Source organism: Paenibacillus sp. 01T431, assembly GCF_056398625.1.
Genome location: NZ_JBFTPT010000005.1, coordinates 69,453 through 84,578 on the forward strand (window position 1 = coordinate 69,453; position 15,126 = coordinate 84,578).

11 protein-coding genes are annotated in these 15,126 nt (G+C 44.2%); 10 read left to right on the forward strand and 1 reads right to left on the reverse strand.

What is annotated here, in order from left to right; all coding sequences use genetic code 11:
• Positions 1–94: 94 nt before the first annotated feature.
• The 6 genes from AC1DM9_RS10375 (at position 95) to AC1DM9_RS10400 (ending at position 9,303) form a co-directional block, all read left to right on the forward strand.
• Positions 95–1,891, forward strand: a complete 1,797-nt coding sequence (locus AC1DM9_RS10375; protein WP_477579877.1) for a sensor histidine kinase — start codon at positions 95–97, stop codon at positions 1,889–1,891.
• Complete coding sequence (locus AC1DM9_RS10380) at positions 1,884–3,506, forward strand: response regulator transcription factor (RefSeq protein WP_441881915.1); 1,623 nt, start codon at positions 1,884–1,886, stop codon at positions 3,504–3,506. The genes AC1DM9_RS10375 and AC1DM9_RS10380 overlap by 8 nt, the downstream gene beginning before the upstream one ends.
• Before the next feature lie 146 nt (positions 3,507–3,652).
• Positions 3,653–5,377 carry an extracellular solute-binding protein gene (locus AC1DM9_RS10385; RefSeq protein WP_441881918.1) on the forward strand — a complete coding sequence of 575 codons (1,725 nt, stop codon included), beginning with the start codon at positions 3,653–3,655 and terminating at the stop codon, positions 5,375–5,377.
• A 67-nt stretch (positions 5,378–5,444) separates the two neighbouring features.
• Positions 5,445–6,371: an ABC transporter permease gene (locus AC1DM9_RS10390; RefSeq protein WP_477579879.1), complete on the forward strand. Its 927-nt coding sequence runs from the start codon at positions 5,445–5,447 to the stop codon at positions 6,369–6,371.
• Between the two features lie 17 nt (positions 6,372–6,388).
• Entirely contained in the window at positions 6,389–7,285 is an 897-nt protein-coding gene (locus tag AC1DM9_RS10395) for a carbohydrate ABC transporter permease (RefSeq protein WP_441881924.1), read from the forward strand.
• 44 nt (positions 7,286–7,329) lie between these two features.
• Positions 7,330–9,303: a glycosyl hydrolase family 28 protein gene (locus tag AC1DM9_RS10400; protein ID WP_477580146.1), complete on the forward strand. Its 1,974-nt coding sequence runs from the start codon at positions 7,330–7,332 to the stop codon at positions 9,301–9,303.
• A 62-nt stretch (positions 9,304–9,365) separates the two neighbouring features.
• Here the strand turns inward: AC1DM9_RS10400 and AC1DM9_RS10405 are convergent, their stop codons facing one another.
• Positions 9,366–10,256, reverse strand: coding sequence for an AraC family transcriptional regulator (locus tag AC1DM9_RS10405; RefSeq protein WP_339208432.1), 891 nt, complete (start codon positions 10,254–10,256; stop codon positions 9,366–9,368).
• A 222-nt stretch (positions 10,257–10,478) separates the two neighbouring features.
• Between AC1DM9_RS10405 and AC1DM9_RS10410 the strand changes: the two genes are divergently transcribed.
• From AC1DM9_RS10410 to AC1DM9_RS10425, 4 genes are all read left to right on the forward strand, one after another.
• Positions 10,479–12,086: an ADP-ribosylglycohydrolase family protein gene (locus AC1DM9_RS10410; RefSeq protein WP_477579882.1), complete on the forward strand. Its 1,608-nt coding sequence runs from the start codon at positions 10,479–10,481 to the stop codon at positions 12,084–12,086.
• Positions 12,087–12,157: 71 nt separating this feature from the next.
• Complete coding sequence (locus tag AC1DM9_RS10415; protein WP_477579884.1) at positions 12,158–13,291, forward strand: SGNH/GDSL hydrolase family protein; 1,134 nt, start codon at positions 12,158–12,160, stop codon at positions 13,289–13,291.
• Between the two features lie 42 nt (positions 13,292–13,333).
• Positions 13,334–14,149, forward strand: a complete 816-nt coding sequence (locus AC1DM9_RS10420) for an alpha/beta hydrolase (RefSeq protein ID WP_477579886.1) — start codon at positions 13,334–13,336, stop codon at positions 14,147–14,149.
• A 233-nt stretch (positions 14,150–14,382) separates the two neighbouring features.
• Positions 14,383–15,102 (forward strand): SDR family NAD(P)-dependent oxidoreductase, encoded by a 720-nt coding sequence (locus tag AC1DM9_RS10425; RefSeq protein WP_477579888.1) that lies wholly within the window; start codon positions 14,383–14,385, stop codon positions 15,100–15,102.
• Positions 15,103–15,126: the final 24 nt, after the last annotated feature.

The following is a 15,126-nucleotide window of genomic DNA, read 5'->3' on the forward strand; positions in this document are numbered from 1 at the left end:
TTTTAGCACAATCTTCTAAATAATGAAAAAGTGTATACGGTGAAGCTGCATCATCTGCAAGTGGAAACAAAAAACGAGTCTAAGCTGCTGCTTCATGGCAATCTTAGCAAAAATGGAGGCGGTACTTATCCGTACAGGGTTTAGCAGAATAAAGAGCTCACTGTTGCTTCGTTTCGCGTTATTGCTGGCATTGTTGCTGATTCCGATTATCTTGATTGGGAACAACTTTTATTCTGGAGGCAGGGAGCTGCTGCGAAGGGAAATATCCAACTCGATGGAGTCGAGGGTTGATGCGAATATACGTGCGATGGAGAAGGAAGTCGAACGGATTCAACTGCTGCAGTTTGAATTAATTAACGACGAATCGCTGAACAAGCTGGCGGTTATTCCAGACTACATGAATCAATATGACAAAAGCCAAGCTATATTAATGGTACAGGACAGGCTGTTTGCACTAAAAAACAGCAGCGTATATATATCGGATGTGTCCGTACATATTCCCTCCCTTAACCGTACGATTTCCGCTATGCAGGGAACGGGCGCGATGATGCATGAGCAATTTAATGCTACTAGTGAGCTGGCTAGAAAAAGTCCGGGAAAAGCGATCTATTTCCTCAATCATATTCCGTATATTGTACTTGTTCACGAGGTGCGTGGTTTGTACGAAGCGGAAAATGCGATGTATTCCATTATTGTGGAGCTCTCACCGAATGAGCTAAGCAAATCACTTTCCTCTTTAGAGAGCAGCGAGAATAGCGGCTCCGTTCTAAGCGATCCGAACGGAGATTTTATTATTCGCACTCATCATTATGAGAATCCCTATTTGGATCAGTACATCGATCAATATAAATCGGGTGCACCTAATGAATACGAGAATATTAGGAGTGTCGGCGAGGGAGATGATAGAGTGCTCGTATCCTCTCGGTTCTCTGAGCTTCTCGGGTTCTCGCTCATTCATTTTGTTCCTGAGAAACATATGTTCAATAATTTACATCGTTACCAGCAGCTGTTCTGGGTGTTAATTGCCGTATTCCTCTTCTTTATTATTGTTTTGTGTCTTTCCTTGTACCGTATGATCCATCGGCCGTTGCTTGCGCTTCTGCGCGCATTTAGGAAGATGGAGAAAGGCGAATTGGACGTAACGATTACCGAGAACAGCCGCAGCGAGTTCGGATATTTGCTCCAGGGCTTTAATAAAATGTCCCGTTATATGAGGGATTTGATTGAACAAGTATATACGCACAAAATATTAGTTCAACGAGCTGAGCTGAAGCATCTACAATCACAAATTAACCCGCATTTTCTATATAACAGCTATTTCACGCTGTATAACATGATTGCGGTAGAAGATCATGACAGTGCTAAGCAGTTCGCTTCACAGATGGGCAGCTATTTACAGTACATTACCCGCAATTCCTCAGATGAAGTACCGCTTTTCGAGGAGGCCAAGCATGCCACAATTTATGCTGAAATTCAGGGTAGGCGCTTTCGTCTGCGGATGAAGGCCAAGTGCGGCGAAGTTCCAACCGCTTATCGGGAGGTTAAGGTACCGCGCCTTATTCTTCAGCCCTTAATCGAAAACGCTTTCGAGCATGTATTTGATCATATAGAGGAAGGCGGACTTCTGTCTATCACTTTCGAAGAAGCAGAGGATTGTTTGTTCATTCGTGTGGAAGACAATGGCCTATTATTGGATCAGGAACGGCTGGAGACGCTAGAGAAGCTGCTGAGAACGGATGAAAGTACGATTGAAACGACCGGCCTTCTAAACATACACCGAAGATTGCGGATGAAATACGGGGAGCGAGGCGGACTTGTTGTGGAGCGCAGCCGCCTTGGAGGATTGGAAGTTCGTTTGACCATATGGAAGGAGGACAAGGAGTATGCTTAGATTGTTAATTGTTGATGACGAGCCCGATATTGCAGACGGCCTCTATACGCTGCTGCAGGAACGTTTTCCGATCGAGTTCGAATTATATAAGGCTTATTCTGGAAAGAGCGCTCTCGAATGGTTAAGGAGGGGAAGATTTGACATCGTAATGACCGATATTCGGATGCCTGTTCTAAGCGGTCTGGAGCTTCACAAGCATATTCGCAGGTTATGGCCTAGATGCAAAGTTGTTTTTTTGACAGGGCATAGCGAATTTGATTATGTATACGAGGCTATCCATTATGACAATACCAGCTATCTTCTTAAGACGGAGGGCCATGAGAAAATTTTGGATACGATTGGCAAGCTGGCAGAGGATATCGCTGGAGAACAGCAGATTGAAGGTCTTATGGGCAAAGCGATGCAGCAGATGGAGCAAACGCTGCCGCTGCTTCAAAACGAGCTGTTAAGCGAACTGCTCTATGATGAATCATTTGATAGGCGCAGCAGATCCAATCAATTCGAGGAGCTCGGTATTCCGCTCGATCCGAAGCGTCCAGTTCTCCTTATGATGGCTAAACTGATCGGATTGGATTCTGGATCGCGGCAGTCTGGAAAAGCGCGGCTGCACGCAGGGATGAAGGTAATCGAGGAGCAGTATGGTTATTCCCACCTGCATATGAAGTATATATTTGTGGACAAGGAAACAATGGTCTGGTTCATACAACCGGCAGCCAGTCATCTAAGCGAACCGATTGAACTTGAACAATCTGCTTTGTGGAGCGACACTCGACTAGCGGTTAGGGAATATGCGGAGAATGCAGAGGCTGCCTTTCAGCTCTCTTTCCATATTTCACTATTTTTTCTGCTGGACAGGTCTCCTTGCGAGTGGGATGACATTGCCGACCGATGGGCGATGCTGGAGCATGAGTATCATCGTCAATCCGGTGATCGAAACGGTGTTGTTCAAGTTGAATTCGACGAGTCCGAGCTTTACCTTGCGAAGATGCTGCGCAAAACGGATTTGTTTGGCGAATATTTAGCAAACGGCCAAGCCGAAGCATTCGATTCGGCCTGGGCTCGCTTCAAAGCTGAGCCTATGCGAATGGAATCGGTTTACTCTGCGCTATCGCTTGTTTTCCTGCGCCATATTCATCGTTTTAATTTGCAGGAGCGCCTATCGGTACGCATTGATTTGTCGGTATTAATGCAGCCGGCAGCTGATCAAGTGAATCTGGCATCATATATGGATTATTATTATCGACTTGCAATGACGATTTTTGAGATGCAGCAGCAGGACCAGGCTGAACGCCGCGACCGAACCATTGATCTTGTGAAGAGCTATATTCACGATCACCTAGGAGAGGATCTCTCTTTGGTGCGTTTATCTGAGATTGTACAATGGAATCCGTCTTATTTATCCAGAGCTTTCAAAAAGGTGACAGGTACGAACGTGCTCACTTATATCCATGAGGCTAAGCTGAAAGAAGCGATGCGGATGCTGCTTCAACCAGATCTGAAAATTCATGAAATAAGTGCCGCGCTTGGCTTTATTTCACCGCCCCATTTTACACGATTCTTCAAGAAAGCAAGTGGTTATACCCCACAGGATTACCGATCGCTGGAAGAACGATGATGGATGGGCTTGCTCGGCAAATTTTTGCACAAAGGTAAAAAATAGATAAGCAGAAGTAAAGAAATGGCCTGTTACGTAAGTCGATGTAGCGGGCTTATACTTTATTCATGCAAGTGATAGCGTTTACAACAAAAGGGGGATTGAACATGCAACACAAAAGCTTGAAGCGATATTTAATTCTCGCTACAGCAGTCATGCTTCTCTTAACATCAGCATGCAGCACTACGAATAACGGTGCGAGTGGAAACAAGGGCAAGCAAGAAAACACTGCAAACACAGGCGACAGCAAGGGCGCAGCGAATTCGACAGACAAACCAGCCGATGGTGTTCCGCTGGGCAAATATGAGCCTGCAATTGAGGTGACAACCGTAAGATCGCTGCCGCCGTCGATCAAGTTCGAGAAGGGCGACAGCATAGACAACAATATTTGGTATCGCTCTTATGAAGAGGAGCTGGGTATTAAGCTGATCAATAAGTGGAGCGTTCCACAGACACAGTGGCAGCAAAAAATGAATGTGACCATCGCATCTGGCGATATTCCTGATATTTTGACGGTGTCAGCTAATGAGCTGAAGCGCCTTGTCGATGCCGATATGGTCGAGGACATGACGGAAGTATTTGAGAAATACGCTTCGGAGAAAACGAAGCAAGTCATAAGTAATGATGGAGGCAACGGAATGAAGGCCTCCACCTTCGAAGGCAAATTGCTTGCGCTGCCTGGTGTTACCTTCACAGGTACCGGTGCGCAGATGTTATGGATTAGACAAGATTGGCTGAAGAAGCTTAATTTGCCTGAGCCCAAATCGATGGAGGACGTATATCGCATTGCCGAGGCGTTTGCGAGTCAAGATCCTGATGGCAACAACCAGAAGGACACGCTAGGGCTGGGTGGAATCAATAAGGATCTGAATTCCTTAATGGGCTTCTTCGAGAGCTTCCATGCCTATCCAGGCCGCTGGGTCAAAGATGATTCTGGACAGCTCGTCTACGGAGATATACAACCAGGACTCAAGCCGGCGCTGCAGAAGCTGCAGGATCTGTTCAAAGCAGGTCTGATCGATCCAGAGTTTGCGGTCAAGGATCAGGCTAAAGCATACGAATTAATTGCCGGTAACAAAACGGGCATGTTCTACTCAGGCGAGGGTGCCGTGTGGTGGCCTTTGACGGATCATTATAAGAAGGAAAAGTCGGATTGGAAGCCGTATCCGCTCATTTCCTTTGACGACCAGCCAGCAAGTACCTCAGGCGGCATTCCGGTTGGGAATTATTATGTCGTTCGCAAAGGGTTCGAGCATCCGGAAGCGCTCGTGAAGCTGCTTAATTTTGCAGTAGAGAAGCAATACGGTCCGGAAGGACGTCTGGATGCTTATTGGTACGGGGGAGAAAACAAGGAAATTAATGTTGCGGCATTTGCAGCTGTTATCATAAGTGATCCACTGGAGCTGATAAATATTCACCGCGGTGTTCAGGAATCGGTTGATGCAGGGAAGTATGTAGATAATCCGATTGCCGATGTAAAGCATCATTATGACCTCTACCAGTTGTGGTTATCGGGAAAATTTATAGACAGCAACGAGGAAGGGCAGGCCTGGTCTTCCTATAAATGGGCTGGACCAGGAGGCGGTATGAATGTAGTCAGCGACTACGTGAAGGATAACAAGTATCTGGTTGATGAATATTCGGGACCAAGCACGCCAACGATGACAGCCAAGAAAAGCACACTGGATAAGATGAAGCTGGAAGTGTTCACGAAAATTATTATGGGGCAATCGGATGTAAGCGAGTTCGATAAGTTTGTAGCGGATTGGAAGAAATTTGGCGGAGATGCAATTACGGCTGAAGTAAACGAATGGTATAAGGCTAAACAATAACCTGAGAAGGGAGAGGAAGCAGCTCGAATGGCTTGCTTCCTTTCTTACTCTATCAGCTTAGAAAGGAATGATCATGTTGCAAGCGGCGACCGTCAAAAGAAGACGATTTTGGAAGAAGCATCTACCTCTGCATCTTATGCTGGTGCCCGGAATTCTATTGTTAATCATGTTTCATTATATCCCTATGGCAGGAATCGTCATTGCCTTCCAGAATTTCATTCCTGCTAAAGGCTTCTTCGATTCCAAATGGGTGGGTTGGAACAATTTCGAGTTTATGCTCCAAATGCCTGGGATTGGCCAAGTATTATGGAACACCATTTTTATTGCTTTTCTGAAAATCATCTTCGGTCAAATTGCCCCTATTGTGACGGCATTGCTGCTTAATGAAGTGCGGAAATCATCGATCAAGAGATCGGTGCAGACTCTTATTTATTTGCCGCATTTCCTATCGTGGGTCATTCTTGGCGGCATTCTGATCGATATTCTCTCACCATCACAGGGACTACTGAATGAAGTGATTAGCTGGTTTGGAATGGAACCGCTATTTTTTCTTGGCAATGATAAGCTGTTTCCTTATGTGCTCGTTGTCACGGATGTGTGGAAGGAATTCGGGTTTGGCACGATTGTTTATCTCGCTGCGCTTACAAGCATTAATCCTACATTATACGAAGCCGCCATTATGGATGGGGCAGGCAGATGGAAACAAACGATTCATGTGACATTGCCAGGCATGCTTCCCATCATCGTGCTGCTCGCGACACTCGGGCTTGGGGGCGTGCTGAATGCTGGCTTCGACCAAGTATTCAATTTGTATAACCCGCTTGTTTATCGTACGGGAGATATTCTGGACACTTTTGTGTATCGACTAGGTCTTATAGATGCTCAATATGCGGTTGCAACAGCCGTTGGCTTGTTCAAATCGGTGGTCTCTTTGATTTTTGTAGGAGCATCGTACTGGCTGGCTTATCGTATAGCTGGATACCGTATTTTTTAAGGAAAGGAGAGACCGTTATGGACATCAATGATTCACTGGGACGGAAAGTTTTTCTTATCTGCAATAATGTTTTTCTTATTACGTTAGCTGTTGTTTGTTTGCTTCCTCTCATTAATATATTGGCTCTGTCGTTTAGCTCAAGCTCGGCGGCGACGGCTGGGGCGGTCAAGCTATGGCCAGTTGATTTTACGCTGAGCTCCTACAGGTACGCACTGTCCAAACCGGAGTTTTTACAGTCGCTTTTTGTTTCTATTGTGCGGGTTGTTCTCGGAACGATCATTAGTTTGTTGGTGGTTGTTATATCCGCTTATCCGTTGTCGAAGGAGCGGACGGACTTTCCGATGCGAACCTTCTATGTGTGGTTTTTCTTTGTAACCATTTTATTTAGCGGGGGATTAATCCCAACCTACATGGTCATTCGAAATTACCATATGCTTGATACGATCTGGGCACTTGTACTTCCAGGCGCTGTGGCGGTGTTCAACATCGTGCTGCTGCTGAATTTCTTTCGCGGAACACCAAAAGAAATTCAGGAAGCTGCACTTGTTGATGGATGTACAGAGTGGCAGCTGCTCTGGAAAATGATGGTTCCCATCTCGATTCCTGCACTGGCGACAATTTTGTTGTTTACATGCGTAGGCCAGTGGAATGCCTGGTTTGATGGACTGATCTATATGAACTCGCCTACGAATTATCCATTGCAGACGTATCTGCAGACACTAGTTGTAAGCACGGAGTTATTTACCGCAGGCGGAAACCTGACAGCGGAAGATATGAAGGCGCTTGCTGAGGTATCAGACCGTACGACCAAAGCCTCGCAAATTTTTCTTGCAGCACTGCCTGTGCTTGTTCTCTATCCTTTTTTGCAAAAGTATTTCATGAAAGGCATCGTACTTGGCAGCGTGAAAGGATAGATTCAAGAATTATTATGACTTCATATCGGGAGGAATGGTTTGTGATGAAGATGAAGCTGTTGCTTGTGCTCTTTTTGATAGCAACTTTTTTGAATGTTGGGGAGGCGCATGCTGTGAATCAGGAAAATAAGCAGAGCACTTCAAAAATCGTTACTTGGGATACGCCAGCTTGGCAGCAAAAAAACAATAGTTTTTCGGTTTGGATAAGAGAGAGCGGCCAGAAAACGTGGAAGGAGCTTTATGTTTATAACGTAAAGAACGGTGAGCAGAAGGAGCAAGATGTACCTACGGATGCAGCTATGGTTAACGTAGACTTTACAGGTACAGTTGAGTTTAAGGTAACTTATAACACGGATAAAATAAAAGATTATGAAATACGCCCTTCGGCTTATGGAATAAATGCTAAAAAAACAGAAGGAAATACATTAATCTTTTCGCTCACGCAAAATAATAAAGCTCCATTAAAGCCCACCATTATGGTGAATGGCAGCTGGAGTGAGGGCAATTTGCACATCCTTTCAAACACGCCTGAGAATGATGCGCCTTCACAGAATGCCGCAAACGTTTATGTCATAAATCCTGGCGACCCGATCCCGCTATATTTGCCGACCGGAAAAGATACGTATTATTTTAAGCCGGGCAAGCATGAGCTGCCAAAAGGGATGTGGGTTGAGCTTGACCTTGAGGAAACCGTTCAACTGGAAAAGTTTGATTTGGTGCAGCAGCTAACCGACTCCCAGTGGTTTGCAAAAGGACCTCAACGTTTTATTATTGAGGCCAAGGAGAAAGTCGACGACCCGTATGTACAAATATACGATGGGTATGAGAACAATAGGGAAGGAACAGTCACCGATGTATTGCGTAACGTGAAGGCGAGATTTGTAAAGCTTGTCCTACTAGGTAATACCGGATCAAGTCATTATGTAATGACATCATTGGCAAGCGAATTTAAGCTTTATAAAAAGGGAGACGATTCTACAAATATTGCAAAGGGCAAAGCGGTAAATGGGGCATTCCCCAGTTACTCCAATATGACTGATGGCAATGATTCTACTCATTATATGTCGTCTACCGGTTATGGCAATTGGCATGCAGGAGAAGCGTTTTATATCAGTCAGAGCGATACGACTGTTTATTTGGCACCAGGCTCGCTTGTCAAAGGGTCAATTTCTGCAGATGATCTGAGCAACATTACAATTAAAGGCCGAGGTATCATGTACGGTGGTGATCTTTTGCGGCCTAGAAATTACGCTGAGGGACGAAGCGGGGCGATATGGATTACGAGAAGCACTAATTCAAAGGTAGAAGGCATTACACTGATCGATTATCCGATGTGGTCAGTCGTTATGAACTTTACGGATCAAACGTCGATCAAAAACATAAATTTTTTCGGTTCGATGGTTAATGCTGATGGCATTCACCTCTCAGGCAGCAAAAATGCGCAGGTTTCAGGCGTATTCATAAGAACGACGGACGATAATTTTGTCATTTATCATTATGGTGAGAGTTCAAATATAACGGTGAAGGATTCTATATTCTGGGCAGATAATGCTCGTCCTATTTTGCTAGGCTTGGGAGATACGCCAAATGCGACGATCGATAAGGTTAACTTTGAGAATATCTATATTTTGAATCAACGAGGCGTATGGGATCTGAATAAATATAATGGTGCGATTCAAATTTGGGCAACAGGAGGAAACAAGATAAGCAATATTGCCTTTAAAAATATTCATATCGATGAGTTCGAAGCTCCGGGGGACTCTATGCTTTTTCAAATCAAGACAGATGAGATGGCTGCTGGAATTGCGCCTGGTTCTGTGAGCAACGTCTCCTTTAACAACATTATCTACCGCGGCAAGCTTCCACGAAAATCTCTTATTAGCGGCGTTGACGACAGCCATAATGTGAGCGGGATCGTATTTAACCGTTTTAAAATAAACAATACGTTATTGTCTTCTACTAACATGAAACAGTTTATCGAATTTAAGGGGAAGTATTCGGATATAAAATTTAAATAGTATCAAAAAAACGGAAAATAAGCTGCTGACCTGCCTGTTATGGGCAGGTTTTTTTGTGTTTGCTAGGAAGGATGCATGCGTTCACGGAAAGCGGTAGGGCTGATTTTCTCATATTGTTTAAATAGTTTACTGAAATAAAAGGTGTCCGAGATTCCGACATCTTGAGAGATTTCTTGTACCGATCGATTTGTACTTTTTAATAAAAACTTGGCTTTTTGAATTTTTAACATGTTCGTATATTTGATGATGTTTGTACCTGAATATTTCTTAAAGATTTGACACAAATATTCATACGTACGATCCATGCTGCGTTCTATTTCTTCTTTTGACAGGTTGTCGGTGTATGCTTCATCTAATAGACGAACCAATTTCCGATAAATAACAAATGATTCGGGAATGTAACGCTGATTTTTGGATTCGACTAAAATAGATAAAGCAATGGATTCCAAGATTTGCGCAAATTGCAGTGTTGAGCGAAAACGAAAGTATACTTCTGGTTTTGAGAAGGTCTCCAGCAGCTTTTCGAATTGGGAAAGAAGTTCATAAGGACGAGGGAATTGAAAATGCCTAGGCAGGATCAATTCATCGACATGCTCATATTCAAAGGTACGTAAATCCTGGTGCTCCAGCAGCGAATAATCGATGCCAGATGCCAAGTCTCCGACTTCCTTCAGAGAAGGCGTGCAGGAAAATTGAACCCAGAAGAAATTGGCTTTGGGGTTCGTTTTTTTCCAGCTGTAATGCCGCTCCCACGGTTTTAAAATGAAGATATCTCCGGAGTTCAGCTCCAGCTGTTCGGATTCCACTTGCAGATAAATGGGTCCTTCGGCAACGACCATCAGTTCAAAAAAAGGATTGGAATGCTCCATCATATAGAGGTTATCATTGCCCTGTTGTATGCCAGCCCATCTCACATCAAGGCTCGCGAGCCTCGACATCGTAAAAAAAGACATGAAATCCCTCCCGTACCTATTAAATATGATCAATTAATTATAGGAGATTATGGTACCTCTGACAACACTGCGAACATACGAATATGAACCGATAGAATCGATGAAATGGAACGGTTTTTTTTAACATTATTTATTTTTAAACCTTAACAATGTCGATGTTTCTCGTACTGTTTCGTTGATAAACTCATTGATGTAACCACTATGAGAATAAGAGGTGCAACGATGAAAATTTCATTAGACCAGTATAAGAACAAAGTGCGCGGATGTTGGATCGGGAAAAACGTCGGAGGGACGCTCGGAGCGCCATTTGAATGCAAACGCGGGGTGCTCGATGTCACTTATTACACCCATGATCTGACGCAAGGAGTCCTTCCTAACGATGATTTGGATTTGCAATTGGTGTGGTTGAATGCAGCAGAGAAACACGGGAAAATGATTAATTCACGAATATTGGGCGAATATTGGCTGTCTTATATCGTTCCTAACTGGGCCGAATACGGTGCAGGGAAAAACAATATGCGGATGGGAATCGTGCCGCCGTTATCCGGTTATGTAAACAATAAATTCCGTGACAGCAATGGGGCTTTTATTCGCTCGGAGATATGGGCATGTCTCGCACCCGGCCATCCGGATATCGCTGTGAAATATGCTTTTGAAGATGCGGTTGTCGATCACAGTCACGAGGGTGTCTATGCGGAAGTGTTCTTCGCAGCCATCCAAAGCGCCGCTTTCGTAGAGAGCGATACGTACAAGTTAATCGACATCGGACTTTCATACCTTCCAGATGATTGCGGATCTGCAAAAGCGGTTCGGACAGTTATAGAATGTTATCGTTCGGGTATGAGCTGGCAGGAAGCTCGAATTCGTGTGCTGACTGAGCTTCCTGGCAGCTTCGGCATTATCGGGATGACTCCGGAACTGTTGACGGATGAAGTTCCTGTCGGGGAAATGGGCTGGGATGCGCCAAGCAACGTTGGAATTACTATCATCGGCTGGCTTTACGGAGAAGGCGACTTTGGCAAAAGCATTTGTATCGCGAATAATTGCGGTGAAGATACCGATTGTACAGCGGCAACACTTGGCGCCATTATGGGGATTATTGGCGAGCCTGAGCGTGTGCCGTCGGAATGGCTGGAGCCTATTGGGGACGAGATCAAAACCTTATGCATCAATCTGGGAGATCAAGGCTTAAAGATCCCGAAGACGGTGACGGAACTTACGGATCGCATCTTAAAGCTGACACCGATTTTTCTTGGAAGCGAATATTGTGACTATGTAAATGCGGAACGCGGATATACGATCGAGACTAAAGAGGATAAGGATTTATATAATCATCCGAAAAGAGTAAACTGCTGGGTTTATCGTGAAACCTCCGATTTGTTCAAGCAAAGCCCATTTATGGTCCACTACGACTTTCAAATCTTTTCGGTCTATTTGGATTATCGGAATGAACCCTTTGTATCGGAGGCTCAGCCAAAAAGGTTCCGCCTTGTCTTGGACAACCAGCTGTTTATACAGCAGTGGTTAAACGTCAAATGGCATTTGCCGGAGGGTTGGACCGTGTCTCCAGGACCGAATATTAGCGTACCACTTGAGCAGTATCACTGCAATGTTGGCTATAATGAGCTTTTCTTCGAGTTGACGCCTAATGCATTAAAGGAGCCGCGGTATGATCTGATCGTCGAGATCACATCGGCTGGTCGGCCTACGAAGGGTCTAATTCCCATCGTTTTATTGAATGTGCCCCAAGCTGCCGAAGAAGAAACTGTATCTCTTGTGGAGGATCGTTCAAATGCTCCTGCCGCCCACATGATCCGATCAGTTATTTAGTTAAGCTAAGCGGGTGAATCCTAATCCTACATTTTACTATTGTTTGTAGCGTATTTTAGGGGGGGAAAGTTTTGAACACAAATTCATTCAATGAAACAAATGCCACAAGGATACCGCCCAAAATATTCACATTCAGCGATGCTTGGACGGAATGGCTGCAAGGTAGCAAGTTCCCGATTGCTTTCTTCGGAGATAGTACTGTGGACGGTGCGAATACGTCGGGTTGGGTTGCCAATACGATTGGTTTGGACAGCACGTCACCGAACACTTTCTCGAAGAAGCTGGAGGAGTTGCTTAGGCAAGCTGCACATAATAATATTTTACGTATTTATAATTCGGGATTTAGCGGTACAAATGCAAGTTGGGCGGTAACCATTCTAGAGATGCAGTTCGGAGCAGCATCCGACTATCATGACGTACAAATGATCGGAATCGGCTTCGGTATTAACGATCGGCTTCTCTACAAAAATGAAAAAGCTTATCGGGACGGATTCAAAGCTTCGATCAAGCAGATTATTAATTGGTGCTACACAAAAAATATTCAGCCGTTTCTACTGACGACCCAAGCGATTGTCGAACCCGGGGTAAAGACCGAATATGCAGAAGATTACAAGATGAGAACGAGTGAACATATCGCTTGTATAGCTAACGAGGTCAAAAGAGAACTTGCAGAAGAGTACGCTCTTCAGCTCATTGACATGAACAAGTATACGGAGTTGTTTTTACAATATTGCTCTATCAGTACGCAACGGATTATTTCAGATCGACTGCACTTTGGAGACATTGGACATCAGTATGAAGCGGAAGTACTCTTCTCCTGCCTATCCCCTCGTACAATCGTCGTAGATGGCTATACCAAAATTGATTATTCGAGTCAAAAAATTAAGGACAGTGTACCAGATGACTGGTTGTCCATGCCGAAGGTGCTGACGGATTGTTTCAAAGTTTACGTTGACTATACGAAGGCAGATATGGGGGACATGATTATCATGTCTGCATCGGTTTTTGTTAACGCCAAGCGGAAGCTGACGTTGAAGGCTTTTAGGGGGAGCTCGCCGGATACCTATGTGAAAATAAATGGAGTTCCTCTAAGGTTAACTGGCTCTGAAACAATCATCGATCAGTTGGATCAAGGGTTGTATAACCTGGAAGTGTTTACAGGGGCGTCATTGAAGGCGGACTTTAAAGGCTTCATTCTAGAATAGAGTAAGTGTTGACATACCTATAACAGCTTGGAGGCTAAACAAATGACAACTCCGACAGTGATTTGGCCAAAAGGTGCACCTCATATTATTAGTGGAGAACCGCAAGGAGACCCAACATTAACTCCTTATTTGGTTCAAAGTGCTGTTCCTACAGCAGCTATTATTGTATGTCCAGGCGGTGCCTATGGCATGCTGGCAGATCATGAAGGTGAGCCGATCGCCCACTGGTTTAACAGTATAGGCATTTCTGCTTTCGTGCTGAAGTATCGGTTGGCGCCTTACAAGCATCCTGTTCCAATGCTTGACGCTCAGCGTGCCATCCGTTATGTACGTCATCATGCAAAAGACTGGAATATTGATGCGGAACGAGTAGGTGTGATAGGTTTTTCCGCAGGCGGTCATCTTGTGTCCACAGTTGGAACACATTACGACAGAGGGCGAATGGGGGATCTTGATCCAATTGAGAGGGAAAGCAGTCGTCCTGACTTGCTTATCTTATGTTATCCCGTTATCAGTTTTGGAGAGTTCCGTCATCATCATTCCATGGTCAATTTGCTTGGGGAATTTTCTTCTGAGGAGCAAAGACGTGACTTATCCAATGAGCTGCAAGTAACGGCGGATACACCACCTGTTTTTCTGTGGCATACGGCAGACGATGAGGCCGTTTCGGTGGAGAACAGCCTTCTCTTCGCACAAGCATTAAATAGGCATCATGTTCCTTGTGAACTGCATATGTTCGAGAGTGGTCCGCACGGTATGGGATTAGCCGAGAACGATGCAAGTGTCGGAACGTGGACATTGCTGTGCAGGGAATGGTTGAAAAAACGAGGCTGGAGAGTAGCGGGAAAAGCTCCATAAATATAGTTTACAACGTTGAAAACAAGCAACAGCTCCTATCGAATGATGATAAGGAGCTGTTGCTTGTTTTTAGTTGATTTCTAATAGATGGTGGCCGAGCTTGAAAAGGATCATGGTATTGTAGTACGCACCGCCTACTCTTATAGACTTGATTTTCTCATTAATTAAACATTATTATATATAAAGTATACGAATATAATAGTGATAATGAAATAAAACCATGGGAGGATTATATGAAAAATTTTATTATTTTTGGAGCGAGTAAAGGACTCGGTGAAGCATTCGTTAAAGGATTGCCGGAAGCGGGAGATAACGTATGGATAGTTTCCAGAAGCTGTCCGAATGGTTTGGGACTTAACGACGGTGTTCATCGCTATTGGATTGAAGCTGATCTAGCGTTGAATGAAGCAAGCGATAGAATTGCGAGTAGATTACATGATGTCGTCATAGACGTATTCATATATAATGTTGGGATATGGGAAAGCAAAGGATTTATGGATGACTATGATTTTGAGAAAGATGATCCTAACGAAATCGTTAATATTATAAATGTAAATGTAACATCCGCAATTACTTGCATCCAGAAGCTGCTGCCGAATTTAAAAAAATCAAACAACGCAAAAATTTTCTTCATCGGATCTACATCAGGTCTCGAAAATAATGACAGTACACAAATTTCATTTGTTGCCTCGAAATTCGGATTGCGTGGAATAAGCAATTCTTTGCGGGAGCATGTGAAGAAGTACGGAATAGGTGTAACCTGTATAAACCCAGGCGAAATTGCAACTCAGATCCCATACGAAGATGGAATAGAGAAGGTTTTATCGAATTATAATGGGACACAGATCCCCCTTCAGGATATTGTATCCTTGGTAAAATGTGTAATGAATCTCTCAAGGGCTTCCTGTGTGAAAGAAATAAATATTCCAGCCATGCTCAGCTCGAGTGTATGATTGTACGGACAAAGCATGTTAATG

What these genes read in the sequence shown, in the direction of transcription:
- AC1DM9_RS10375 (WP_477579877.1), top strand. Translation starts at nt 95, where the DNA reads ATGGCAATCTTAGCAAAAATGGAGGCGGTACTTATCCGTACAGGGTTT.
- AC1DM9_RS10380 (WP_441881915.1), top strand. Translation starts at nt 1,884, where the DNA reads ATGCTTAGATTGTTAATTGTTGATGACGAGCCCGATATTGCAGACGGC.
- AC1DM9_RS10385 (WP_441881918.1), top strand. Translation starts at nt 3,653, where the DNA reads ATGCAACACAAAAGCTTGAAGCGATATTTAATTCTCGCTACAGCAGTC.
- AC1DM9_RS10390 (WP_477579879.1), top strand. Translation starts at nt 5,445, where the DNA reads ATGATCATGTTGCAAGCGGCGACCGTCAAAAGAAGACGATTTTGGAAG.
- AC1DM9_RS10395 (WP_441881924.1), top strand. Translation starts at nt 6,389, where the DNA reads ATGGACATCAATGATTCACTGGGACGGAAAGTTTTTCTTATCTGCAAT.
- AC1DM9_RS10400 (WP_477580146.1), top strand. Translation starts at nt 7,330, where the DNA reads ATGAAGATGAAGCTGTTGCTTGTGCTCTTTTTGATAGCAACTTTTTTG.
- AC1DM9_RS10405 (WP_339208432.1), bottom strand. Translation starts at nt 10,256, where the DNA reads ATGTCTTTTTTTACGATGTCGAGGCTCGCGAGCCTTGATGTGAGATGG.
- AC1DM9_RS10410 (WP_477579882.1), top strand. Translation starts at nt 10,479, where the DNA reads ATGAAAATTTCATTAGACCAGTATAAGAACAAAGTGCGCGGATGTTGG.
- AC1DM9_RS10420 (WP_477579886.1), top strand. Translation starts at nt 13,334, where the DNA reads ATGACAACTCCGACAGTGATTTGGCCAAAAGGTGCACCTCATATTATT.
- AC1DM9_RS10425 (WP_477579888.1), top strand. Translation starts at nt 14,383, where the DNA reads ATGAAAAATTTTATTATTTTTGGAGCGAGTAAAGGACTCGGTGAAGCA.